This is a genomic window from Dietzia sp. NPDC055340 (assembly GCF_053645335.1).
In genome coordinates, this window is sequence record NZ_JBSHML010000019.1 from 1 (window position 1) to 21670 (window position 21670).

Here is a 21670-nt window from a genome sequence, read left to right on the forward strand (position 1 = left end):
CGTGGCTGTGGCACCGATTGGCGCACTAATTTTCATGCAAACTCCGATCCCCGAATCCGCGACCAACTGTCCAAGAACAGCTTGGCAACAAACGCTGTGCGCACGCGAGATGCCATGTTCAGGAGCGGCTGCGGTGTGAACGGACAAGCGCGCGAGCGCGAGTTCATCCGCAGGAGCGGATGCCCGTCGCGGGGTGGGTGCCGGGGGTCAGGCCGGAGCCGTCACTCCCACTCGATGGTCCCCGGCGGCTTGCTCGTGATGTCCAGCACGACGCGGTTGACGTCCGGGACCTCGTTGGTGATGCGGTTCGAGATCAGGGCCAGCGTCTCGTACGGCACCCGGGTCCAGTCGGCGGTCATCGCGTCCTCGGAGCTCACCGGCCGCAGCACGATCGGGTGCCCGTAGGTGCGGCCGTCGCCCTGCACGCCCACCGAGCGCACGTCTGCCAGGAGCACGACCGGGCACTGCCACACGGTGGAGTCCAGGCCGGCGGCGGTCATCTCCTCGCGCGCGATCGCGTCGGCAGCGCGCAGCGTGTCGAGTCGTTGCTTGTCCACCGCGCCGACGATGCGGATCCCCAGCCCCGGGCCGGGGAACGGGTGGCGGCCGACGATCGCCTCGGGCAGGCCGAGCTCCCGGCCCACGGCCCGGACCTCGTCCTTGAACAGCAGTCGCAGCGGCTCGACGAGGGTGAACTCCACGTCGTCGGGCAGGCCGCCCACGTTGTGATGGCTCTTGATGGTGGCCGTTCCGGAGCCGCCGCCGGACTCCACGACGTCCGGGTAGAGGGTGCCCTGGACGAGAAAGTCGACGGACTCGGCGTCGTCCCCCTGGAGCTCCAGCGCCCGGGCGACGGCGCGCTCGAAGGACCGGATGAACTCGCGGCCGATGATCTTGCGCTTGGTCTCGGGATCGGTGACCCCGGCCAGGTGGCCGAGGAACACGTCCGCATCGTCCAGCGTGATGAGCGGGGCGCCGATGGCGGCGGCGAAGTCGGTCTCGACCTGCTCCCGCTCCCCCGCACGCAGCAGTCCGTGGTCGACGAACACACAGGTGAGGCGATCGCCGATCGCGCGCTGCACGAGCGCGGCCGCGACGGCCGAGTCCACGCCGCCGGACAGACCGCAGATCGCGCGGCCGTCGCCGACCTGCTCGCGCACGGCCTCGATGAGCTGCTCGGCGATGTTGGCCGCGGTCCACGAGGGCTCGAGTCCGGCGACCTCGGTGAGGAAGCGGCTCAGCACCTGCTGGCCGTGCGGCGAGTGCAGCACCTCGGGGTGGTACTGCACCCCGGCCATCCGGCGCTCGGGGCACTCGAAGGCGGCGACCGGTGCGCCCGGCGAGGAAGCGGTCACGGCGAAGCCCTCGGGCGCGGCGGTCACGGCATCGCCGTGGCTCATCCACACCGGGTGGTGCCCGGGCATCCCCGCGTGCAGCACGCCCCCGTCCACCGTCATGTCGGTGCGGCCGTACTCGCGGTTCCCGGTCTGCGCCACCTCGCCGCCGAGCGCCCGGGCCATCGCCTGGAAGCCGTAGCAGATGCCGAACACCGGCAGGCCCAGCTCGAACACGGCCGGGTCGAGCGACGGCGCGTCCTCGGCGTACACGCTGGACGGCCCACCGGACAGGATCAGGGCGACCGGGTTCTTGGCCCGGATCTCCTCCACCGTCGCGGTGTGCGGGATCACCTCGGAGTAGACGCGGGCCTCACGCACGCGCCGCGCGATGAGCTGCGCGTACTGGGCGCCGAAGTCGACGACGAGCACCGGTCGCGGTGCCGCCGCCTCTGCGGTGAGCTGGGAATCGGTCGTTGCGTTCTCGGCCACGCGCTCGAGTCTATGCGCCACGTCGTCGTCGTCGTACTCAGGTCGTCCCCGCCCGCCCCCACGTCGCGCTCGGAGCTCAGCTCACCCCGACGATCGGCAGCCGCAGCGCGCCCGGCGCCGCCTCGGGCACGACCGGCGACCTCGGCGCCACCGGCGCGATCCTCTGGTAGGCCTCGCCCTGCGCCGGCCGCGCGTCGGCCTCGCCCTTGTTGGGCCACAGCGACATGGCGCGCTCGGCCTGCGCGGTGATGCTCAGCGCCGGGTTGACGCCGAGGTTCGCCGAGATCGCGGAGCCGTCGACGATGTGCATGGTCGGGTAGTTCCACACACGGTGGTACGGGTCCACCACGCCGCTCTCGGGCGAGTCCGAGATGGCGCAGCCGCCGAGGAAGTGCGCGGTCATCGGCATGTTGAAGATGTCGCCGACAGTGCCGCCGGGCGTGCCGTCGATCTTGTCCGCGATCCGCCGGGTGGCCTCGTTGCCCTGGGGGATCCAGGTCGGGTTGGGCTCGCCGTGCCCCTGCCTACTGGAGACGTACCGGAACGGCCCGAAGCGCTTGACGAAGGTCTGCAGCGAGTTGTCCAGGTTCTGCATGACCAGCACGATCACCGTGCGCTGGCTCCACCGGCGGTAGTTGAACATCTTGGCGGCCCGCAGGGGGTTGCGCACGATCTCGAGCAGGAGCGACAGCCAGCGCGGGACGCCGTCCTTGCCGTCGGTGAGCAGGGTCTGCAGCATCGCGATGGCGTTGGAGCCCTTGCCGTAGCGGACGGGCTCGATGTGGGTGTCGGGGCGCGGATGGAACGAGGAGGTGATGGCCACGCCCTCGGAGAAGTCCCGCTCCGGGATGTACTCGTCACCCATCGCCCCGAGTATCGACTCGGAGTTGGTGCGGGTGAGCCCGCCGAGCGCGCCCGACAGCCGCGGCAGCGAGCCGTCGTCCTTGGCGTAGTGCAGCAGGTGCTGGGTGCCCCAGGTTCCCGCGGCGACCACCACGTGGGCCGCGGTCATGGTGCCGGGTCGCTTACCTCGCCTGGTCCAGGCGCCCGTGCGCTCGACGGTCACCTCCCACGTGCCGTCGCCGCGCTCGCGCAGCCCGCTGACCGTGGTGCGGTCCAGGATGCGGGCGCCGGCGCGCTCTGCCAGGCCGAGGTAGTTCTTGACGAGCGTGTTCTTGGCGCCGTGCCGGCAACCGGTCATGCACTCGCCGCACTCGATGCAGGCCGTGCGGTCCGGGCCCACGCCGCCGAAGAACGGGTCGGGGACGGTCTCGCCCCGCTTGCCCTGGCCGCCGGTCTTCTCGCCGAAAAAGACGCCGACCGGGGTGTAGACAAACGTGTCCTCGGCCCCCATGTCGCGCGCGACCTCCTTGACGACCGTGTCGGAGTGCGTGTGGCTGGGGTTGGTGACGACGCCAAGCATGCGGCGGCCCTGGTCGTAGAACGGGGACAGTTCCTCGTCCCAGTCGGTGATGTGCGCCCACTGGGGATCAGTGAAGAACGGCTCCGACGGTTTGTACAGGGTGTTGGCGTAGTTGAGCGAGCCGCCGCCCACGCCGGCCCCGGCCATAACCAGGACGTCGCGCAGCATATGCAGGCGCTGCACCCCGAACAGGCCGAGCTTGGGGGCCCACACGAACTTGTTGAGCCGCCAGGAGGTCTTGGCGAAGTCGGAGTCGGCAAACCGTCGGCCGGCCTCCACGACCGTGACCCGGTAACCCTTCTCCGTCAGCCGCAGCGCGGTGACGCTGCCACCGAAGCCGGAGCCGACGACGATCACGTCCGTGTCGGTGGGCGAGGTGGCCGCGGGATCGGTTGGCTGCTGTGGGGACGACGTCATGGCGAAACTCTCCGGATCGAGATCAATGGTGTGGGTCACATTACTACCCGGTCACCTGAACCTACCCGACAGTAGGTCGCCTTTTGTCAGGCGCCCTGCGGTCAACTGGACACACGACCATTTTCGGCTCGGCCCTCCCCTACGCCGCGCGAACGACCGCACCCCGCAGCCGTGGCGGCTGCGGGGTGCGCGAAGTCGACCGGGGTGTCAGGTGCGGACCGACAGGTCCGCCTTCTGAAAGCCCTTGACGTCGGTGTAACCACACTTGGCCATGGCTCGACGCAGACCGCCCATGAGGTTGCGGGTGCCGTCGGGCACGTTCGTGGGTCCCTCCAGCACCTCGGTGAGCGGCGCGAGGTGGTTCTCGTCATCCGTCTCGGCCACGTGGCCGCGGGGCACGTTGGGGTGCGCGGAGACGGCGTCCCAGTACACGCCCCGGCCCGGGGACTCCAAGGCTCCGGCGAGCAGCGGGCCCAGCGCCACGGCGTCGGCACCGCACGCGACGGCGCGGGCGATGTCACCGGAGGTGTAGATGTCGCCGTCGGCGATCACGTGGACGTAGCGCCCGCCGGTCTCGTCGAGGTAGTCGCGGCGGGCGGCGGCGGCGTCGGCGATCGCGGAGGCCATGTGAACCTCCATGCCGAGCACGGGTCCGGTGGTGGTGACACCCTCGACACCGCCGTAGCCCACGATCACCCCGGCCGCACCGGTGCGCATGAGGTGTAGCGCGGTCTTGTAGTCCACCACGCCGCCGGCGATCACCGGCACGTCCAGCCCGCCGATGAAATCCTTGAGGTTGAGCGGCTCGTCCTCGCCGCTGACGTGCTCGGCGGAGATGATCGTGCCCTGCACGACCAGCATGTCGATACCGGCCGCGATGAGGCCCGGCGTGAGCTCACGCGCGTGCTGCGGCGAGACGCGCACGGCGACCGTCGCCCCCTCGTCGCGGATCTTCTGGACGGCGCCGGCGAGCAGCTCCCGGTCGATGGGCGCCCGGTGCAGCTCCTGCAGGCGCGCGACGGCGCGGTGGCCGGTCATGTCCTCCAGCGCGATGTCGCGCAGCTCGGCGATGGCCGCCTCGGGGTCGGCGTGGCGGCCCCACAGGCCCTCGCCGTTGAGCACGGCCAGTCCACCCAGGTTGGAGAAGGCCACCGCCGACGACGGCGAGACGACCGCGTCCGTCGGGTGGGTCATCACGGGGATGTCCATCTGATAGGCGTCGATCTGCCAGGAGGTCGACACCTCCTTGGAGCTGCGGGTGCGTCGCGACGGGACGAGGTCGACCTCGCCCAGCCCGTACATGCGGCGGGCCTCGCGGCCCAGGCCGATCTCAACGACATCTCGCACGGTGGTCTCAGTCCTTGACGTTGTAGTTGGGTGCCTCGACGGTCATCTGGATCGCGTGCGGGTGGCTCTCCTTGAGCCCCGCGGCCGTGATCTGGACGAACTGTGCACGGTTCATCTCGGGGATCGTGGCGGAGCCGGTGTAGCCCATGCCCGCGCGCAAGCCGCCGTTGAGCTGGTGGAGGACCTGCCCCACATCGCCGCGGAACGGCACCCGTCCCTCGATGCCCTCCGGCACCAGCTTCTCCTCGGACAGCACATCGTCCTGGAAGTAGCGGTCCTTGGAGAAGGACTGCTCGGCGCCCGGCTTCCCGCGTCCGCGCATCGCGCCGAGCGAGCCCATGCCCCGGTAGACCTTGAACTGCTTGCCGTCGACGAAGATCAGCTCTCCTGGCGACTCGGTACAACCGGCCAGGAGCGAGCCGAACATGCAGGCCGACGCCCCAGCGGCGATCGCCTTGGCCACGTCGCCCGAGTACTGCATGCCGCCGTCGGCGATCACGGGGATGCCCGCCGCCTTGGCCGCCACCGACGCCTCGAGCAGGGCGGTGATCTGCGGGGCCCCCACGCCGGCCACGACGCGGGTCGTGCAGATCGAGCCGGGGCCGATGCCCACCTTGATGGCGTCCGCGCCGGCGTCGATCATGGCCTGCGCGGCGCCGCGGGTGGCGAGATTGCCGCCGATGACCTGGACACGGTCGCCGAACTCACGCTTGACGCGGGCGACCATGTCGAGCGCGTTGCGGTTGTGGGCGTGCGCGGTGTCCACGACGAGGGCGTCGACGCCGGCCTCCGCGAGGGCGCCGGCGCGCTGCCAGGCGTCCTCGCCGGTGCCGATCGCGGCGGCCACACGCAGGCGGCCGTCGGCGTCCTTGGTGGCGTCAGGGTGCTTCTCGGTCTTGACGAAGTCCTTGACGGTGATCAGGCCGGTGAGACGGCCGTCGCCGTCCACGATCGGGAGCTTCTCGATCTTGTGGCGGCGCAGCAGGCCCAGTGCGGCCTCAGCAGTGACCCCCTCACGGGCGACGACGAGAGGCGCTCGCGTCATGACCTCGTCCACCCGGCGCGACTTGTCCACCTCGAAACGCATGTCGCGGTTGGTGATGATGCCCACCAGCTCCCCGCGCTCGTCGGTCACCGGCAGGCCGGAGATGCGGTAACGGGCACACAACTGGTCGACCTCCGCCAGCGTGGCGGAGGGCTTGCAGGTGACCGGGTCAGTGACCATGCCCGCCTCGGACCGCTTGACGGTGTCGACCTGAGCTGCCTGGTCCGCGACCGAGAGGTTGCGGTGGAGCACGCCGATGCCGCCCTGTCGGGCCATCGCGATGGCCATCCGCGCCTCGGTGACCGTGTCCATGGCAGACGAGACGAGCGGCACCCGCAGAGTGATCTCGCGCGTCAACTGGGTGCTCGTGTCGACCTCGCTCGGGACCACCTCGGAAGCGGCCGGGAGCAGCAGCACATCGTCGAAGGTCAGGCCGACCATCGCGACCTTGGTCGGGTCGTCGCCGCCGGTGCGCACGGGGCCATGCGACTCGCTCATCTGCCGTCCTCCTGGGGGTCGTCTCGGTAGTCGTTCCGAGGATAGTGGCTTCCGGGCCCCAGGCTCGAACCGTCGACCCCGTTGCGCGTGGTCCGTGGTCCCCACAGGCCGGTGAGCACGGGTACGGTGGAGTCGTGGACGATCCCCTTCGGCATGGCATGCCGCCCGACCCGTTCGCCGGCGACCCGGATGATCCGGCCGCGGAGCTGGCCGAGTTCGACCCGGTTGACGACGAGATCCCGGCCGGCCCTCTCGATCCGGATGAGCGACTGGCCATCGAGGAGGACCTGGCGGATCTCGTGGAGTTCCGCCGCCTGCTCGCCCCGATCGGGGTCAAGGGCGTGGCCGTGCAGTGCGAGGACTGCGCCGAGGAGCACTACCACGAGTGGGACATGCTGCGCGCGAACCTCATGCAGCTCCTCCAGGACGGTTCTCTCCTGCCGCACGAGCCGGCCTTCGATCCCGTCCCGGACGATTATGTGACGTGGGAGTACTGCCGCGGCTACGCGGATGCGGCTCGCGCGCTGCGGCCCCCGCGCAAGTTGAACTGGCGCCGCTGATCCGCTCGGACCGGCGCCCGATACGCCGAACCGGCCCCAGCCCTCAGGAGGAGGAGCTGGGGCCGGTCCGTTTCTCTGTGCCCGTCTGCGCCCGGTCAGCGTGACCGGAGGGTCCCGACGTTCAGGGCGTCGGCACCCGTGGGTCGCTCAGTTGCCGCCCGAGGTGGGCGGGCTCGTGGGCGCCGGCTGCTGATTGTTGGTCGACTTCGGCTGCTGCTGCGTGGTCGTGGGCACCTGGGTGATGGTGGTGCGCGACTGCGACGGCTGCTGGTGCATCATCGTCCGCTCATCCAGCTGGTCCTGCTGGCCCGTGGTGGGTGCCAGGAAGTCCTGCAGCCGCTGGGTGTCGATCGGGATCTGCAGCGTCGTGGAGATCCGCAGACCGTCGAGCGGGAGCGGGATCACCGGAGCACCCGGGGGCGCCGTGGGGATCAGGTGCGTCGGCAGCGGCACCGGCGCACCGGGCACCAGCGTGGCCGGGCCCGCCGGTGGCGCGGACTCGGGGGCCGGCGCGGGCGACGGCACGGCGCTCGGGGTGACCCTGCTCAGGTCACGCCGGATCGCGTCCCGACGCTTCATCAACTCGACACGCTCGGACGCATCCGAGACCTCATCGAGCCGCTGGCTCACCTCGTCGAGGAGACGCTCGGCCTCCCCGTGGTCGCCACCACGGGCGGCGTCGTCGGCCTTGGCCAGGTACTCGCTCAGGTCGTTGACCAGCTCCACTTCGCCGGCGCGGTCCGAGAAAATCGTCTTGGACACGCCCCACAGTGGGTCGCCGGGCATCGCGCTGTGCGCGGCCACGGACAGTCCGCCGACGATCAGGGCGGCGACAGCGGCCGCGCCGGTCGCTGCCTGCCAGAGGGCGGGGCGCTTGCCGTGGTGGTGATCACCGTTGCGCGTCCATCCCCGACGCGGCCGCAACTGCGTCACGTTCGGGGCCAGTGCCACCTCGATCTCTTCGGTGCTCGGGAGCGCGGGCAGTTCTGCTGCCCCGGTCTCGGCGCGCCAGTCGGCGAGCAGCGCGAGAAGGGGGTCATCACCGCCGGGTCGTTCGCCACTGCCGAGAAGATCGAGGAGCTCGTCGTCATGGTCGACCCGGGCGGGGTCGACGTCATGCGCGTCGAGCGAGGCGGCATCGTCACGGGTGCCCCGGACGACATCGTCGTCGTTCATCGCCATCGCTCCTCTCCATCCTTCTCGATCGTTGCGCGAAGCTGCTTCATCGCCCGGTGCTGGGCGACGCGCACGGCTCCGGCCGTACTGTCGACGATCTCCGCGGTCTCTTCCGCAGACAGTCCCACTACGACTCGTAGCCGGACGATCTCCCGTTGCTTCTCCGGCAGGGTTTCCAGAAGCGACCTGACCGCTTTGGAGACCTCGCCGTCGAGGAGGTACTCCTCCGGCCCCGTGTCATCGGAGAGCACCTCGGGGAGGTACTCCACGGGATCGGACTTGTTCCGTGCGTTGCCCCTGTGGGCGTCCGCGACCTTGTGGGACGCGATCCCGTACACGAAGGCCATGAAGGGGCGTCCCTGGTCCCGGTATCCCGGCAGAGCCGAGAGAACCGCGATCAGCACCTCCTGGGCGACATCGTCAGCAGACAGGTTGGCTCTTTCCGAGCCGCCGACGCGGGAACGGCAGTACCGCACCACACCGGGCTGAACGAGTTCAAGAACCCGTGCAGCCGCGGTCCGGTCTCCCTTGACCGCTGCGGCGACGGAGAGTTCCAACTCGTCTGCTGTACCTGTCATCGAATTCGGGGGGCCTCGCGTTACACGGGTGTGTTGCGGGGCACGGCCTTTCTCTCGTAGACGCGACGCAGGTCGCGGCGGGGACTCGTCGAACGCTGGAGCGATCGACGTGGTGGGTGCCTGGCGTGAGGCACGTGACCCCTGTGTCGTAGGAGTACTGCTGAGCGCCAAGCGTAACTGCTGGGGGTGTCAGACGACCACACAACAGCCCCGGAACGGCACCGGGCCCCACTCCCCGACACACGGGGGGCGGGGCCCGGGATCCTCACTAGGCCATGTCGGGTGAGCCGACTGACGCGAGCGTCTGGCTCAGTGCGCGTGACCGTGGTGGCCGTGCGCGTCGGCGGCCGGCTCGGCCGGCTTCTCGACGATCGCGGTCTCGGTCGTCAGCACCATGCGCGCCACCGAGCAGGCGTTGACGACGGCCGAGGAGGTGACCTTGACCGGGTCGATGACGCCCTGGTCGATCAGGTCGCCGTACTCGCCGGTCGCGGCGTTGTACCCGTCGCGGGCACCGAGCTCGGTGACCTTGCTCACCACCACGGCGCCGTCCTCGCCGGCGTTGGCGGCGATCCAGAACAGCGGCGCCACCAGCGCCTTACGCACGACGTTCACGCCGACTGCCTCATCGGAGTCGGTGGTGTCGGCGGCGAGCCGCTCGAGAGCGGCCGCGGCCTGCACGAGCACAGATCCGCCACCGGCGATGACGCCCTCCTCAACGGCCGCCTTGGCGGAGTTGACGGCGTCCTCGACGCGGAGCTTGCGCTCGGTCAGCTCGGTCTCGGTTGCGGCACCGACGCGGAGAACCGCGACGCCGCCGGCGAGCTTGGCGATCCGCTCCTCGAGCTTCTCGCGATCCCAGTCCGAGTCGGTGGCCTCGGCCTCGCGACGGAGCTGGGCGACGCGGGCGTCGACGTCGGCCTGCTCGCCGGCGCCGTCGACGATGATCGTCTCGTCCTTGGAGACGGTCACGCGACGGGCACCGCCGAGCACCTCGAGGCCGCTCTCCGCGAGCTTCATGCCCAGGTCTGGGCTGATGACCTGGCCGCCCGTGACGATCGCCAGGTCCTCCTGGAACGCCTTGCGGCGGTCACCGAAGTACGGCGCCTTGATCGCGACGACCTTGATGGTCTTACGGATCGAGTTGACCACCAGCGTCGACAGCGCCTCGCCGTCGACGTCCTCGGCGACGATGAGCAGCGGCTTGCCGGTCTCGGCGACCTTCTCCAGCAGCGGCAGCAGGTCCGGCAGCGAGCTGATCTTCTCGCGGTGCAGCAGGATCAGCACATCCTCGTAGATGGCCTTCTGCTCGTCCGGGTCGGTGACGAAGTACGGCGACAGGTAGCCCTTGTCGAAGGCGATGCCCTCGGTCACGGAGACCTCGGTGTGCAGGCCCTGCGACTCCTCCACGGAGACGACGCCGTTGACGCCGACGGCGTCCATGGCCTCGGCGACCATGCGGCCGATCTCAGGGTCACGCGAGGACACGGTGGCGACCTGCGCGACGGCCTCGGAACCGGAGACGGGGGTCGCGGCCGAGCGCAGGTACTCCACGGCGGCGGCAGCGGCCTTCTCGATGCCCTTGCCCATGGCCATGGGGTTGGAGCCGGCCACCACGTTGCGCAGCCCCTCACGGATGAGTGCCTGTGCCAGGACGGTGGCGGTGGTCGTGCCGTCGCCGGCGACGTCGTTGGTCTTGGTGGCGACGCTCTTGACCAGCTGGGCGCCGAGGTTCGCGAACGGATCGGAGAGCTCGATCTCGCGGGCGATGGAGACGCCGTCGTTGGTGACGGTCGGGCCGCCGAAGGCCTTGGACAGGACGACGTGCCGGCCCTTGGGGCCGAGCGTGACCTTGACGGTGTCGGCGAGCTCGTCGACACCGGCGAGCATGCCCTTGCGGGCCTCCTCGTCGAATGCGATCAACTTGGACATGGATGGAACTCCTGGGAGGAAGAAGGGGTCTGATCAGACGGTTCGGCAGGCGTGAGACACCACCGCCCCGGCGGGACCGGCCTTCTGGCCGGCGCCGTCGGGGCGGGGTTCAGCAGCTCACGTCAGTCGATGACTGCGAGAACGTCACGCGAGGAGAGGATCAGGTATTCCTTGCCCTCGTACTTGATCTCGGTGCCGCCGTACTTCGAGTAGATGACCTTGTCCCCCTCCTTGATGTCCATGGGGATGCGGTCGCCGTCCTCGTCGAAGCGGCCCTTACCGACCGCGACGACGGTGCCCTCCTGGGGCTTCTCCTTGGCGGTGTCCGGAATGACGAGGCCGGACGCCGTGGTGGTCTCGGCAGCGGTGGCCTCGACGAGAATCTTGTCCTCAAGCGGCTTGATCGCCACGATGGATCCTCCGTGTGTAGATGGCTGATGAATGTGCGGCGGGGTCCGGAGAAGCGTCGTCGCGGGTGACGCCGCCGGTTCCATGCCTATTGGCACTCTATATGCGCGAGTGCCAGCACTCAAGTGTCCCGTGTGCCCGATCGGGACGCGTTCGCGATCGGCGAACACGCACCCACGCCCCCGGACGACGTCGTCGTCAGACCACCTGCGTCGTCTCGACCGGCAGCCCCGGGTCGGCCGCCACGGTCAACGGGCTGGGCGCCACTCCGCCGGCCAGCAGCGCGGACGCCACGCCCACGACCATCGCGCCGTTGTCGGTGCACAGCCGGGCCCGCGGCACGCGCAGGGTGATCCCCGCCGCCGCGCACCTGTGGCCCGCCAGTTCCCGCAGCCTCGAGTTGGCCGCCACGCCGCCGCCGATGAGCAGCGTGCCGACCCCGAGGTCGGAGCACGCGCGCACGGCCTTCATCGTCAGCACATCGGCCACGGCCTCCTGGAACGACGCCGCCACGTCCGCCACGTCGAGCTGGACACCGTCTCGTTCGGCCGCCTCGATCCGCCGGGCGACGGAGGTCTTGAGACCGGAGAAGGAGAAGTCGTGCCGGGCGTCACGCGGCCCGGTCATCCCGCGCGGGAACGCGATCGCGGCCGGATCGCCGGTGGCCGCGAGCCGGTCGATGACCGGCCCACCCGGATACCCGAGCCCGAGCAGTCTGGCGACCTTGTCGTAGGCCTCCCCCGCCGCGTCGTCGACGGTCGAGCCCAGCTCCACCACCGGCTCGGTCAGGGAGCGCACGTGCAGCAGCTGCGTGTGACCGCCGGAGACGAGCAGCGCCACGCACTCGGGCAGCGGGTCGCCGTCGAAACCGGCCACGGCCACGTGCCCGACCAGGTGGTTGACGGCGTAGAACGGCACCCCCCACGCCGCAGCGTAGGCCTTGGCCCCGGACGAGCCGACGAGCAGTGCGCCCGACAGCCCCGGCCCGATCGTCGTGGCCACGGCGTCGGGCCGGGAGACCCCGGCCTCGGCCAGCGCCGCGCGCACGGTCGGAACGAGCGACTCCAGGTGCGCACGTGAGGCGATCTCGGGCACCACCCCACCGAACCGCGCGTGCTCGGACATCGACGACGCGACCATGTCCGACAGCAGCTCGGCCCGCCCGTCGTCGTGGATCCGCGCCACGGCCACGCCGGTCTCGTCGCAGGAGCTCTCGATCCCCATGACGGTCTTCACGAGCCGCCCACCTCTCCCCTGTTCTCGCGCGCACCCGGCGCCGGCCCAGCACCCGGGTTCGTCCCGGCACCTGCGCCCGGGCCCGCGGCGCCAGCAGGCCGGGCCGGCCGCGTCATCAGATACGCATCGGCCATGCTCGGCCGGTAGTACCGCGGCCGGACCCCCACGATCTCGAATCCGTGCGCCTCGTACAGCGTCCGCGCGGGCACATTGTCGGTCCGCACGTCCAGTACGACGGGCGCGCCCTCGCGGTCGGCCACGTCCAGCATCTGGCGCAGCAGCGTCCGCCCGATGCCGAGGCCCTGCCGCTGCGGGTCCACGCCGATGGTGTGCACCTCGAAGTCGCGGTCGCCGACCGGCCCGAGCCCCGCGAGCACCGCGTAGCCCACCAATTCGCCGTTCAGCCTCGCCGCGAAGCACGTGTTGTGCCGCGAGGAGATCTCGGACACGAACGCGACCGCCGACCACGGCCCGTCCCCGGCGAACAGGATCGTCTCGAGCTCGGCGCAGCGCATCGCGTCGTCCGCGACGAGCCGCCCGTACTGCACGCCGGTCGGGGTGGAGCCGTATCGCGGCCCACCGGCGCCGGTGTCCCCCGCGCTCATCGCTGCACCCCGCGTAGTGCGGATGACGGCTCGACGCGCTTGGGCGGGACGGCGTCGGGTCGCCGCAGGTAGAGAGGCTCGAGCGGGTCGGGCGTGTCGTCGGCGAGCAGGCCCGCGGCCGCCACCGAGACGAGCCCGGCCGGGTCCGGGGAGGTCAGAGCGGCCACCGCGGCCTTTACGTCCGTCAAGGATCCGCCGTCCGGGATCTCGGCCAACCGCGCCTGGTCCCCGACCGCACGCGCGCCGTCCAACGCGATCTCGGCGGCGGGGCCCACGATCGGCCCCGAGGTCCGCACGCCCTCACCGTCGTAGCGGGCGTGGTACGCCTCGCGGCGCCGGGCATCGGTGACGACGACGAGGTCCCCCTCCACCCCGGCGGCGCGCGCCCGGGCCGCGAGCCCGTCGAGCGAACAGACCCCGTGGACGGGTTTTCCGATCGCATCGGCAAACGCCGCGGCGGTGGCCATGCCCACGCGTAGTCCGGTGAACGGGCCGGGCCCGACCCCCACCACCACGGCGTCCAGCTCGGCGGCCGTCAGCCCGGCGACGTCCAGGCACTCGAGGATGTGCGGGGTGAGCAGCTCGGCGTGGGCCCGGGCGTCCTCCGTGACCCGCGCGGCCAGGGTCGTGACCTGCGGGCCGGCCTCGGCTGCGGGTTCGGTCTCGCCTGCGCGCTCGGTCTCGCCTGCGGGTTCGGACCTGCCTTCGGCGTGACCCTGGTCAGCGGGTTCGAGGCGGCACACCCCCGCGGTGACGGCGGGGGTGGAGGTGTCGAGGGCGAGGACCAGCACGAGGTCAGGGTACCGCCGGGGCCGCGGGTCCACCGTCGCGGTGCCAGGCGGCGGAGCGGACGTCGCCCTCGTCCTCGCGGTGCAGGGTGACGATCAGCGGGGCCTCGACGAGCGACTCCACGAACCCGGCGCCCCACTCGACCACCACCACGTCGCGCTCGAGCGCGGAGTCCAGGTCGAGGGACTCGAGTTCGTCGGCGAGGTCGCGGCGGGTGGGCTGCTCCCCGTCGGGGTCCTGGCCGAGCAGTCGGTAGGCGTCGACGTGCACGAGGCCGGGGCCGCCGGGGGTGGCCGGGGCGTGCCGACGGGCGATCACGAAGGTCGGCGAGGTGACCCGCCCGCGCACCCCGAGTCCGGCGGCGATGCCGGTGGTCAGCGCGGTCTTGCCGGCGCCGAGCGGTCCGTCGAGGACCACCACGTCACCGGCCGAGAGCAGGCCGGCGATCTCCTCGCCCAGCGCGCGGGTGTCGTCGACGGTGGCCAACTCACGCCGGCCCGGCACCTGTAGCGTCACGAGGCCTTCGCGCTCCGGCCGGCGGCGCCGGCGTCGCGGCTGCGTCCGCCCGCCTTCACGTGTCGCTCACGCTCGCGCCACTCGACGATCGCGTCGGCCACGAGATCGCCCAGCACCTCGGACACGTGCGCGGGCTCCTCGAGCATCACCATGTGGCCGGCCCCCGGGACCACCACGAACTCGGCGTCGGGCAACTCCTCGACGATGTCGACGGATCGGTCGAGCGGGGTGAGCAGGTCGCGGTCACCGCAGAGCACGGTGGTGCGCACATTTCGCAGAATAGGCATCGCCTCGGACTCGTCGTGCTGCGTGAGCGTCTCGAAGAAATTCGCGATGGTCAGCACGTCGGTGGAGTTGATGGTCTTGTCGACGAACCGCGCCACCGTGGGGCTCATCGAGGCCGGATCGCCGAACGAGCCGCCGTAGATGAACGGCGAGATGATCGCGCCGAGCGCCTTGCGGCCGCTGGTGAACACGCCCGGCGAGCGATTGATCAGCGCGGCTACCCGGGCCATTGCTTTGCTGTCCAGTACGGAGCCCAACCCCGACTCCGACAGCTCCGCCATGGCGGTGGCCACCAACCCCACACCCATCACGCGGTCGCGCACGGCCTCGGGGTGCCGCGCCGCGTAGCCCATGGCGGTCATGCCGCCCATCGAGTGTCCTATCACCACGACCGGCCCGGTCGGCGCGGTCGCCGAGATGACGGTGCTCAGGTCGCGGGCCAGCTGGTCGATGGTCGAGTTCTCGATCGAGCTCTTGCCGCTGAGCCCGTGGCCACGCTGGTCGTAGAACACCATGCGGATCTCGGAGCCGAACCGGTCCGCCAGGTGTCGGCGCTGGAAATGCCAGGTGTCCATGGTGAGCGTATAGCCGTGCACGAACACGACGGTCATGGGCGCGTCGGTGGGCCCGGCCTCACGGACCGCCAGCGGCACGCCGTCGGTGGCGGCGACCATCGAACCGCGGTCGACGCCGAGCTCATCCATGTCCTCACCGGCCCACGGGTCGCTCGCCCTCCTGCCCGGCATGAGCGTGCCGACCGAGCCGAGGGTCGCGGCGCCGAGCGCGCTCACCCCCGCCGCAAGACCGCCGGGGGTGCGGATCTTCTTCGCGACCGCCTCGACCTCGTCCGGGTCGCCGCCGAGAACCTCCGGTGGCCGGACCTCGACCGGGGTCCGCGTCGACGACCGCGACGGGCGCCGCGGGAACCGCAGCCGCGGCCGACCGCGCTTGGGCGCGCCCTCGGTGTGGGCGTTGTCGTCGTCGTTCTCTATCCCGCCCTGGCGGGCGGCCTCATCGGCAGCTTTTCCGGCGGCATCGCCGTCGGCCCCCTCGAACCCCGTCATCGTGCGTCCCCCTGTCGGTCCCCGGTGGCGTGGCGCCCCCGGAGCACGTGGTCCCTGCTCGCGCGCCCCCGCACGGCGGTGACGACCTCGTAGTGGATGGTGCCCAATTCGTCGGCCCACTCGGCGGCGGTGGGCCCCCCGCCCGCGCCGGTACCGAACAGAACGGCGGTGTCGCCCGCGCGGATGGTGCGGTCGGGGTCGGGTCCGAGGTCGACGACGAACTGGTCCATACAGACCCGCCCCACGTTCGGGTAGCGGCGGCCGGCGATGCCCACGTCCAGGCGTCCCGACAGCATCCGCCAGACACCGTCCGCGTACCCGGCCGCGATGAGCGCCACCGTCGTGTCGTGCGGCGCGTACCAGGTGTGGCCGTAACTCACGCCCTGCCCCTTCGCCAGCCGCTTGACCATGAGGATGTCGGCCGAGAAGGTCATGGCCGGGATCAGATCCGCACCCAGGTCGCCGACCGGGTCGAGCCCGTACAGGGCGATCCCGGGGCGGACCATCTCGAAGCCGTCCTCGGGCCGGGTCAACGTGGCCGCCGAGTTGGCGTGGTGGTTGACCGGGCACTCCAGGCCGCGGGCCCGGGCTTGAGCCACGCACTCGTGCAGGCGCGCGACCTGCAGGTCGATGACCGGGTTGCCGGGGTCATCGGCGTGCGCGAAATGCGCCATCAGGCCCGTGACCTCCACCAGACCGCCGGCGGTGGCCGCGACCAGCCGCTCGAGAACCGCTGGCCACTCCTCAAGAGAGATGCCGGAGCGGGCCAGGCCGGTGTCGATCTTGGGGGTCACGCGCGCCCTGCGGCCCGAGCGGCGCGCCGCCTCCAGCACCGTGTCCAGGTGCGCGGGGCTGGGGATCGCCAGGTCGACGTCGGCCTCGACGGCCGCACGCGCGTCGTCGGACGGCAGGTACAGCCAGGCCAGGATCTCGGCATCGATGCCGGCCGAGCGGAGTTCCAGCGCCTCGCCGATCGTGGTGACGCCCAGCGCGGTCGCGCCCCCGCGCAGGGCGGCGAGGGAGACGGGAACGGCGCCGTGGCCATAGGCGTCAGCCTTGACCACAGCCATGACCCGGGAGCCGCTTGCATGCCGGACCAGGACGCGGGCGTTGTGCTCGACCGCGTCCAGATCGATCTCGGCACGGCACGGAGCCGGGGGGACAATCGGAGCCATTTCGTCAATTCTGCCAAACGGGCCGACGGGGGGCGATTTCCGCGCCCCGCGACGTCGGCAACGCTGGCCGTGGTGCCGCGTCGGGGGTGCCGTGCAGAGCGGGGCCGCCACGCGGGGCCGCCCCCGTGTCGGCCGAGCCCGCTGGACCGGTCGGCTGCCCCCGATTCACCTATCGGATGTCGCGCCGCCTACGTGATCCGGTAGGTGGCGCGACATCGGATAGGCGAGCGTGGCCCTGACCGCGCAGACGACCTCGGGGCTACCGCGAAGAGCGCAGGGCGGCAACGGCTGCGGGCACGGCGGCCAGCAGATCCGAGGCGCCGATCGGTGCGCCGGGCCCCTCGGCACACGGCCGCCCACCGCCACCGCGGGCTGCATCGACGTCCGCACCGGGCCTCTCGCCGAGGTGGTGCAGGCCGAGCCGGCCCGGGGCGAAGCGGTGCGCGGCCAGGCGGGCGGCCTCGCCGTGCAGCGTCGCCGCGGCGGCAGCGGCGCGGGCCAGATCCAGCGTCGTCTCCGGGGCAGCCGCCTCATGCACGGCCGCGGCGTGCGCCATGAGAGCTCCCGCGATCCCGGACAGCACATCCCCGGAGCCCGCGGTGGCGGCCCACGACGAGCCGGCGTCGACGGAGTAGGTGGTCTCGCCGTCGTCGATCAGTGTGACGCGACCCTTGAGCAGCACCGTCGCCTCGATCCCGCGCTCGCGCAGTCCGGCGACGTACCGGCGCAGCGCGCCGGGGCGATCGGCGCGGTCCCAGCCACCGGTGAGTCGGTCGAACTCGCCGCCGTGCGGGGTGAGCAGCACGGGCGCGGTGGCGCTGCGAAGGAGCACCGGATGGGAGGAGACGCAGGTCAGGGCATCGGCGTCCAGCAGCGTGGGGCGGCCGCGGGCCAGGACCGCGTCGATGTCGGCGATCGCCTCCGCACCGGTGCCGGCGCCCGGGCCTACCACCCATGCCTGCGCCTTTCCGGCCTCCGCGACCGACGGATGGCACACGACCTCGGGCCGCGCGGCGAGCACCGGATCGGCGCCGGAGCCGACGTAGCGGACCATGCCGGAGGTCGCGGCCACGGCGGCGCTCGTGCAGAGGACCGCCGCGCCCGGGAAGCGCTCCGAGCCGGCGCGGATGGCCACCACGCCCTGGGTGTACTTGTCGTCGGCGGGTCCGGGCACCGGCCACCTGCGGCCCACGTCCGCGGGGTCCGGGGCGTAGACGGTCTCGGGGCCGGCCGGCGGGTCGGACAGTCCGATGTCCACCACCTCGACTCGGCCGCACACCGGCGAGGCCAATAGATGCGCGCGGCGCAGCAGACCGAAGGTGACGGTGAGGGTGGCGGGCACGTGGGCGTCGTGGGCGGTGCCGGTGTCGGCATCCACGCCACTGGGCAGATCGACGGCCACCCACGGGACGCCGGCCTCGGCCAGGCCGGTCACGATCCGATCGGCAGGCGCACGCAACGGGCCGCGCCCACCCAGTCCGACCACGCCGTCGATAGCCACGTCCGGGACCGGAACGCGTGAACCCAAATCCTCCGCGCGGTGGATCCGCCCGCCCGCACGGCGTAGCGCGGCCAATCCCCGGGGGTGGGCGCGGTCGGGGTCGAGCAGAACCGCGTCGACGCGGCAGCCGCGGGCCCGCAACATGGCGCCGGCGTAGAGGGCGTCACCCCCGTTGTCGCCGGCGCCCACGAGCAGCTCTACCGTGCGGCCGTAGACGCCGCCCGTGCGCTCGCCCAGCAGGGCCGCGGTGTGGTGGGCGACGCCAGCGGCGGCCCGGCGCATGACGACGTCCGGGTCGCCGGAGGCCTCGGCGGCCGCGAGGAGTGGTGCTTCCGCGGCCCGAATGACCTCGACCGGGTGCGCACGTCGCATCGTCGTCGTCCCTCCCGTCAGTCCACGGTGACCGCCACGCCCACGGCTCCTATTCCACCGTGACGGACTTAGCCAGGTTGCGCGGCTTGTCCACGTCGTACCCCCGCGCGGCCGCGACCTCGGCGGCGAACGCCTGGTACGGGATGGTGGCCAGCAGCGGCTGCAGCAACGTGGTCGACGGCGGGATGGGGATGAAGTAGTCCGACAGCGGCTTGACCAGCTCGTCGCCCTCCTCGGCAATGACGATGGTGCGCGCCCCACGCGCCTTGATCTCCTGGATGTTGCTGACGAGCTTGGAGTGCAGCACCCCGCGGCCCTCGACCGGCGGCATCACCACGAAGACCGGCAGATCGTCCTCGATCAGGGCGATCGGGCCGTGCTTGAGCTCGCCGGCCGGGAAGCCCTCGGCGTGCATGTACGCGAGCTCCTTGAGCTTGAGCGCGCCCTCCAGTGCCGTCGGATAGCCGACGTGGCGGCCCAGGAACAGCACCGACTTGGAGTCGGCGAGCTCGCGGGCGATCTCACGCACCGGCTCGAGGGAGTCCACGACCTGCTGGATGGACTCGGGCATGCGCTCGAGCTGGCGGAACTCGGCGGCCACCTCGTCGGGGAACTTGGTGCCGCGCGCCTGCGCCAGCGCCAGGCCGACCAGGTAGTTGGCGGTGATCTGGGCGAGGTAGGCCTTGGTGGAGGCCACACCGATCTCCGGGCCGGCGTGGGTGTACAGCACGGCGTCGGCCTCGCGCGGGATCTGCGAACCGTTGGTGTTGCACACCGCCAGCACGCGCGCCTTCTGCGACTTGGCGTGGCGCACGGCCTCCAGGGTGTCGGCCGTCTCACCGGACTGCGAGATCGCCACGACGAGCGTGGAGCGGTCCAGAACCGGGTCGCGGTAGCGGAACTCCGAGGCGATCTCGACCTCGCATGGGAGCCGGGTCCAGTGCTCGATCGCGTACTTGGCGACCAGCCCCGAGTGGTAGGCGCTGCCGCAGGCGATGATGAACACCTTGTCGATGTCGCGCAGCTCCTGGTCGGAGATGCGCTGCTCGTCCAGCACGATCCGGCCGTCCTGGAACTTGCCCAGGAGAGTGTCGGCGACGGCCTGCGGCTGCTCGGCGATCTCCTTGAGCATGAAGTAGTCGTATCCGCCCTTCTCGGCGGCCTCGAGGTCCCAGTCGATGCGGAACGGGCGCCCCTCGGTGGGCTCGCCGTCGAAGTTCGTGACCTCGTAGCCGTCGGCGCGCATCACCACGACGTTGTCCTGGCCCAGCTCGACCGCGTCGCGGGTGTGCTCGATGAACGCGGCCACGTCCGAGCCGAGGAACATCTCGCCCTGGCCGACGCCCAGCACGAGCGGGGTGGAGCGGCGGGCGGCCACCAGCACGTCGGGGTGCTTCGCGTGGCTGAAAACGAGGGTGAACGCGCCCTCCAGGCGGGCCAGCACCGCACGGCACGAGGCCACGAAGTCGCCGGCGGTCACGCCTGACTCCATCGCGCGCGTCAGCAGGTGCGCGGCCACCTCGGAGTCGGTGTCCGAGACCAGCTCGACGCCGGCGGCCTCGAGCTCGGCGCGCAGCGGCGCGAAGTTCTCGATGATCCCGTTGTGGACGATCGCCACGTCGCCGGACACGTGCGGGTGCGCGTTCCGGTCGTTGGGGCGCCCGTGGGTCGCCCAGCGCGTGTGGCCGATACCGGTGGTGCCGGCGAATCCGGCCTCGCCGCCGTCCGCGGCGAGCGCCTCCTCGAGGTTGGCGAGCTTGCCCGCCCTCTTCTCGACCCGCACCCCGCCGGCGCCGTCGAGGATGGCGACTCCCGCCGAGTCATAGCCGCGGTATTCCATCCTCCGCAGGGCCTCGACGACGACAGGAAGAGCAGCCTGCTGGCCCACATAACCGACGATTCCGCACATGGTCGCCAAGTGTAGCCAGCCCGGTCGCCCGCCCTGACACCCTCAACCCTCCGAGAGGGGATACTGTTACCTCCGTGGCCATCAAGACCAAGGAACTGCACGCAAAGGTGGGTCGGCGCGGCCCCTACGGGGTGGATACCGGCGATCTCGGCTTCACCGGCACCCCGGGCGCGGTCTTCGTGCCGCGAGGCGCCCCGTCGCCCGCCCCGGTGGTGGGCTGGGCCCACGACTGGACCAAGGGGCCGCGGTACTACACCGACACTCTCAAGCACCTCGCGTCCTGGGGTTTCGTGGTGGTGGCGCCGGCCACCGATCACGGCGGCCGGCCGAACCACCAGCACTTCGCCGATCACGTGTCGAACGCGATCGAGGACGTCCTTCAGGCCCGGCTCGGGCGCGGGAAGGTCCGCGCCGATCCGCGTCGCATCGCGCTGGCTGGGCACGGCCTCGGTGGCGGGATCGCCGCACTGCTCGCCTCCCAGCGCACGGACATCGATGCGGTGGCCATGGTCTTCCCCACCGAGACGGTGCCCTCCGCCGCCGAGCGCGCGATGCTGATCGACTCCCCCGCGCTGCTGCTGTCCGCGGCGGGTGGGGTGCACGGCGAGGACGCCCGCGCACTGCACGAGGCCTGGCGCGGCGAGCTGGTGCACCGCCGCCTGGAGAAGGCCATCGAGACAGGTCTGGTGGAGCGCAACTCATGGCTCCAGGGCGTCGGCCTCGCCGATCCGGACCGCCGGACGCACCGTACTGTCCGCCCGCTCCTGGCGGGTTACCTGTTGGCCACCCTCGGGGGCGACGACGACTACGCGGCGTTCGCCGATCCGGAGGCTAAGTTCAAGAACTCCGTCTTGGTCACCGAGGAGATGTTGGCCGAGGAGGCCGACGATCTGGTTCCCTCGACTCCCCCGCTCCTCAAGCTGGTCAAGGGGTTCACCGGCGGCTGACCCACGGCGGTTGCAAGACACGCGTCACCGGATGCCTGACCTCAGGTGCGATTTCTGGCTA

18 protein-coding genes are annotated in these 21670 nt (G+C 71.4%); 2 read left to right on the plus strand and 16 right to left on the minus strand.

Going from position 1 to position 21670, the window contains the following annotated elements; genetic code table 11:
- Positions 1 to 221: 221 nt before the first annotated feature.
- The 4 genes from guaA to guaB all read right to left on the minus strand — a co-directional run bounded on the left by guaA (position 222) and on the right by guaB (position 6556).
- Positions 222 to 1826: a glutamine-hydrolyzing GMP synthase gene (gene guaA / locus ACWIFB_RS13755; RefSeq protein WP_454058548.1), complete on the minus strand. Its 1605-nt coding sequence runs from the start codon at positions 1824 to 1826 to the stop codon at positions 222 to 224.
- A gap of 76 nt (positions 1827 to 1902) precedes the next feature.
- Complete coding sequence (locus tag ACWIFB_RS13760) at positions 1903 to 3666, minus strand: FAD-dependent oxidoreductase (protein WP_454058588.1); 1764 nt, start codon at positions 3664 to 3666, stop codon at positions 1903 to 1905.
- Positions 3667 to 3873: 207 nt separating this feature from the next.
- Complete coding sequence (locus ACWIFB_RS13765; RefSeq protein ID WP_230930161.1) at positions 3874 to 5013, minus strand: GuaB3 family IMP dehydrogenase-related protein; 1140 nt, start codon at positions 5011 to 5013, stop codon at positions 3874 to 3876.
- A 7-nt stretch (positions 5014 to 5020) separates the two neighbouring features.
- Positions 5021 to 6556, minus strand: coding sequence for an IMP dehydrogenase (gene guaB, locus ACWIFB_RS13770; RefSeq protein ID WP_452099145.1), 1536 nt, complete (start codon positions 6554 to 6556; stop codon positions 5021 to 5023).
- 134 nt (positions 6557 to 6690) lie between these two features.
- Here guaB and ACWIFB_RS13775 point away from each other — a divergent pair, with 134 nt between their 5' ends.
- Positions 6691 to 7116 (plus strand): DUF5319 domain-containing protein, encoded by a 426-nt coding sequence (locus ACWIFB_RS13775; RefSeq protein WP_452099144.1) that lies wholly within the window; start codon positions 6691 to 6693, stop codon positions 7114 to 7116.
- 147 nt (positions 7117 to 7263) lie between these two features.
- Here the strand turns inward: ACWIFB_RS13775 and ACWIFB_RS13780 are convergent, their stop codons facing one another.
- From ACWIFB_RS13780 to glmS, 12 genes are all read right to left on the minus strand, one after another.
- Positions 7264 to 8292, minus strand: coding sequence for a hypothetical protein (locus ACWIFB_RS13780; protein WP_454058549.1), 1029 nt, complete (start codon positions 8290 to 8292; stop codon positions 7264 to 7266).
- Positions 8289 to 8870, minus strand: a complete 582-nt coding sequence (locus ACWIFB_RS13785) for a sigma-70 family RNA polymerase sigma factor (RefSeq protein WP_344987803.1) — start codon at positions 8868 to 8870, stop codon at positions 8289 to 8291. The genes ACWIFB_RS13780 and ACWIFB_RS13785 overlap by 4 nt, the downstream gene beginning before the upstream one ends.
- Before the next feature lie 309 nt (positions 8871 to 9179).
- The gene (gene groL, locus ACWIFB_RS13790) at positions 9180 to 10802 is read right to left on the minus strand and encodes a chaperonin GroEL (RefSeq protein ID WP_295649210.1); all 1623 of its coding nucleotides are present in this window, start codon (positions 10800 to 10802) and stop codon (positions 9180 to 9182) included.
- A 122-nt stretch (positions 10803 to 10924) separates the two neighbouring features.
- Positions 10925 to 11212, minus strand: coding sequence for a co-chaperone GroES (gene groES, locus ACWIFB_RS13795; protein ID WP_017837219.1), 288 nt, complete (start codon positions 11210 to 11212; stop codon positions 10925 to 10927).
- A gap of 196 nt (positions 11213 to 11408) precedes the next feature.
- Complete coding sequence (gene tsaD / locus ACWIFB_RS13800) at positions 11409 to 12434, minus strand: tRNA (adenosine(37)-N6)-threonylcarbamoyltransferase complex transferase subunit TsaD (protein ID WP_454058589.1); 1026 nt, start codon at positions 12432 to 12434, stop codon at positions 11409 to 11411.
- 8 nt (positions 12435 to 12442) lie between these two features.
- Positions 12443 to 12961: a ribosomal protein S18-alanine N-acetyltransferase gene (gene rimI, locus ACWIFB_RS13805; RefSeq protein WP_454058590.1), complete on the minus strand. Its 519-nt coding sequence runs from the start codon at positions 12959 to 12961 to the stop codon at positions 12443 to 12445.
- 86 nt (positions 12962 to 13047) lie between these two features.
- Positions 13048 to 13842: a tRNA (adenosine(37)-N6)-threonylcarbamoyltransferase complex dimerization subunit type 1 TsaB gene (tsaB, locus tag ACWIFB_RS13810; RefSeq protein WP_454058550.1), complete on the minus strand. Its 795-nt coding sequence runs from the start codon at positions 13840 to 13842 to the stop codon at positions 13048 to 13050.
- A 4-nt stretch (positions 13843 to 13846) separates the two neighbouring features.
- Entirely contained in the window at positions 13847 to 14356 is a 510-nt protein-coding gene (gene tsaE / locus ACWIFB_RS13815; RefSeq protein WP_454058551.1) for a tRNA (adenosine(37)-N6)-threonylcarbamoyltransferase complex ATPase subunit type 1 TsaE, read from the minus strand.
- The gene (locus ACWIFB_RS13820) at positions 14353 to 15705 is read right to left on the minus strand and encodes an alpha/beta fold hydrolase (protein WP_454058552.1); all 1353 of its coding nucleotides are present in this window, start codon (positions 15703 to 15705) and stop codon (positions 14353 to 14355) included. The genes tsaE and ACWIFB_RS13820 overlap by 4 nt, the downstream gene beginning before the upstream one ends.
- On the minus strand, positions 15702 to 16880 hold the full coding sequence (alr, locus tag ACWIFB_RS13825; RefSeq protein ID WP_454058553.1) for an alanine racemase: 1179 nt from the start codon (positions 16878 to 16880) through the stop codon (positions 15702 to 15704). The genes ACWIFB_RS13820 and alr overlap by 4 nt, the downstream gene beginning before the upstream one ends.
- A 259-nt stretch (positions 16881 to 17139) precedes the next feature.
- Positions 17140 to 18753 carry a bifunctional ADP-dependent NAD(P)H-hydrate dehydratase/NAD(P)H-hydrate epimerase gene (locus ACWIFB_RS13830; RefSeq protein WP_454058554.1) on the minus strand — a complete coding sequence of 538 codons (1614 nt, stop codon included), beginning with the start codon at positions 18751 to 18753 and terminating at the stop codon, positions 17140 to 17142.
- Between the two features lie 49 nt (positions 18754 to 18802).
- Positions 18803 to 20662, minus strand: a complete 1860-nt coding sequence (gene glmS, locus ACWIFB_RS13835; protein ID WP_454058555.1) for a glutamine--fructose-6-phosphate transaminase (isomerizing) — start codon at positions 20660 to 20662, stop codon at positions 18803 to 18805.
- A gap of 74 nt (positions 20663 to 20736) precedes the next feature.
- On the opposite strand from glmS, the gene ACWIFB_RS13840 reads away from it, so the two are divergent.
- Positions 20737 to 21609 carry an alpha/beta fold hydrolase gene (locus ACWIFB_RS13840; RefSeq protein WP_452099136.1) on the plus strand — a complete coding sequence of 291 codons (873 nt, stop codon included), beginning with the start codon at positions 20737 to 20739 and terminating at the stop codon, positions 21607 to 21609.
- The last annotated feature ends 61 nt before the right edge of the window (positions 21610 to 21670 follow it).

What these genes read in the sequence shown, in the direction of transcription:
- ACWIFB_RS13760 (WP_454058588.1), bottom strand. Translation starts at nt 3,666, where the DNA reads ATGACGTCGTCCCCACAGCAGCCAACCGATCCCGCGGCCACCTCGCCC.
- guaB (WP_452099145.1), bottom strand. Translation starts at nt 6,556, where the DNA reads ATGAGCGAGTCGCATGGCCCCGTGCGCACCGGCGGCGACGACCCGACC.
- ACWIFB_RS13780 (WP_454058549.1), bottom strand. Translation starts at nt 8,292, where the DNA reads ATGAACGACGACGATGTCGTCCGGGGCACCCGTGACGATGCCGCCTCG.
- ACWIFB_RS13785 (WP_344987803.1), bottom strand. Translation starts at nt 8,870, where the DNA reads ATGACAGGTACAGCAGACGAGTTGGAACTCTCCGTCGCCGCAGCGGTC.
- groL (WP_295649210.1), bottom strand. Translation starts at nt 10,802, where the DNA reads ATGTCCAAGTTGATCGCATTCGACGAGGAGGCCCGCAAGGGCATGCTC.
- tsaD (WP_454058589.1), bottom strand. Translation starts at nt 12,434, where the DNA reads ATGGGGATCGAGAGCTCCTGCGACGAGACCGGCGTGGCCGTGGCGCGG.
- rimI (WP_454058590.1), bottom strand. Translation starts at nt 12,961, where the DNA reads ATGCGCTGCGCCGAGCTCGAGACGATCCTGTTCGCCGGGGACGGGCCG.
- ACWIFB_RS13820 (WP_454058552.1), bottom strand. Translation starts at nt 15,705, where the DNA reads ATGACGGGGTTCGAGGGGGCCGACGGCGATGCCGCCGGAAAAGCTGCC.
- alr (WP_454058553.1), bottom strand. Translation starts at nt 16,880, where the DNA reads ATGGCTCCGATTGTCCCCCCGGCTCCGTGCCGTGCCGAGATCGATCTG.
- ACWIFB_RS13830 (WP_454058554.1), bottom strand. Translation starts at nt 18,753, where the DNA reads ATGCGACGTGCGCACCCGGTCGAGGTCATTCGGGCCGCGGAAGCACCA.
- glmS (WP_454058555.1), bottom strand. Translation starts at nt 20,662, where the DNA reads ATGTGCGGAATCGTCGGTTATGTGGGCCAGCAGGCTGCTCTTCCTGTC.